Genomic DNA, 1,945 nt, shown 5'->3' on the forward strand with positions numbered 1-1,945 from the left:
CCGACGACCCTGCGCCTGGCCCGCTGCCCGGCGAGCGCCTCCTCCGGGGTCGCGTCCAGCAGGAGCAGGTGGAAGGCCGCGCCGGAGCGGCGGGCCAGCCAGGCGAACCCGCGCAGCACCGCTGGGCCGCAGCTGCGGTTGTGCGCCATCACCGCCTGCCCGGCGCCGAGGGCGCGCCGGATGCGCCAGAGGTGGGTGGCGAACACGATGGCCGTGCGCGCCGGTCTGGGCGCCCAGCCGAGCCTCCCGTCCCAGCGCGCCCGGGACTGCGTCGAGTCGATCACCGTCACGTCCGCCGCCGCGACGGGCGCGCTCTCCGTGCCGTCGAGGCCGTACAGGCGGCGCAGCAGCGTGGTCTTGCCCGCGCCGGGCAGCCCGGTGAGGATCACCAGCGACCTCGCCGGGTAGCGCAGCGTACGGGCCGCGGGCGGGACGGCCCCCACGGAGACAGCCACGATCTCGACCTCCCGGCGACTGGACGAAGCAGTATAGGGCAGACCAAACGCCCATCACATGGGATCCAACAAGGCGGCCCGCCGCGGCCACCGGCTGTGCGCGGCGCCCGAGCGGATGACGCCGGTCAGGGCGCCGGGTGCCGGACCCCGCGGGAGACGACGGCCCTGCCCATGGCGGGGTCGTCGCAGAACGCCCCGTCGATCCCGAGCTCCACCAGCCTGCCCAGCCAGCCCATCACGTCGCCGGTGGCCCGGTTGTAGACGGGGCTCGCCGGGTTGCCGAGGCGGTGGTCCAGGGGGAGCTGCGAGTTCTCGTTGCGCACCGTCCACACGTGCACCTCCAGGCGCCTGCGATGGGCGTCGGAGATGAGCGTGGTTGGCTGCTGCAGCCTGCCGTCCGGGCCCACGGGGACGACCCGCCGCGTGTCCACGCCGATCCCGTCGGCGTACCCGGCCACCTCGCGCAGCCCCTCCGGCTTGACCATGTCGTCGTACGTGCGCTTGTCGCCCGCGGCCACCCAGTCGTACGGGGCGCCGCCCTGCGTGATGAGCTGGATCAGCGGCAGCCGCGTCTTCGAGCTCAGCTCGCGCAGGTTGGCGGTCTCGAACGACTGGATGAAGGCCTTGCGCACCCGGTTGGCGTGCAGCACCTCCAGCAGCGGCTCCTCCAGCGACAGGCCGATGGAGTCGAAGTAGCTCGGGTGCTTGGTCTCCGGGTAGACGCCCACGCCGTGGCGCTGCGCCAGCCGTACGACCTCCTCGAACGTGGGCACCTCCGCCAGCCCGTCGAACGCGGCGTTGTCCGGCCGCAGATCGGGGACGCGCTCCTTGGCGCGCAGCGTCTTGAGCTCCGCGAGCGTGAAGTCCTCGGTGAACCAGCCGGTCACCTGCCGGCCGTCGATCGTCTTGGTGGCGCGCCGGTCGGCGAACTCGGGCCGGGTGGACACGTCGGTGGTGCCGGAGATCTCGTTCTCGTGCCGGGCCACCAGCACGTGGTCCTTCGTGGAGACCAGGTCGGGCTCGATGTAGTCGGCGCCCATCGCGATGGCGGCCTCGTACGACAGCAGCGTGTGCTCGGGCCGGTGGGCGCTCGCGCCGCGGTGCCCGATCACGATCGGGGCGTGGCCGCGGCGCTCGGCCGTGGCTGGAGTGGACTGGGACAGCACAACGGCGACCGTACCGCCCGTCAGGACGGCCAGCGCGCCCGCGACTAGCCTGCGGATCATCATGCGGGTACGGTAAGCCGCCCGGGTGGCCCGGAAGTTACGGCCGGGCCACCGCACGGCGATGGATCACCGTGACGCGGTGGGAGACGGTCCGCCGCCGTAGGTGGCGTACAGGCCGCTCCTCGGCATCACCGGCGCCATGACCCGCAGCTCGGCGTCGCCGAAGCCGAACGACAACGCCGCCCAGCCGCCGCTCGCGCCGGTCACCGTGCCGAGCGGCCGGTCGGTGCCCGCGACGCCGCCCGCGGGCACCTCGACCGGTCC

The 1,945-nt window shown here is 73.8% G+C and carries 3 protein-coding genes; all 3 read right to left on the minus strand.

The window, feature by feature from the left end; translation table 11 throughout:
- Positions 1–455 (minus strand): AAA family ATPase (locus DQW85_RS09410; RefSeq protein WP_240197051.1); only part of this gene is annotated, 455 nt, incomplete at its 3' end.
- A 125-nt stretch (positions 456–580) separates the two neighbouring features.
- Positions 581–1,684 carry a glycerophosphodiester phosphodiesterase gene (locus DQW85_RS09415; RefSeq protein WP_240197052.1) on the minus strand — a complete coding sequence of 368 codons (1,104 nt, stop codon included), beginning with the start codon at positions 1,682–1,684 and terminating at the stop codon, positions 581–583.
- Positions 1,685–1,747: 63 nt separating this feature from the next.
- Positions 1,748–1,945, minus strand: a 198-nt coding sequence (locus DQW85_RS09420) for a hypothetical protein (protein WP_205315003.1), incomplete at its 5' end; no start/stop codon positions are given.

It is taken from the genome of Nonomuraea lactucae (genome assembly GCF_003313395.1).
Lineage (GTDB): Bacteria > Actinomycetota > Actinomycetes > Streptosporangiales > Streptosporangiaceae > Nonomuraea > Nonomuraea lactucae.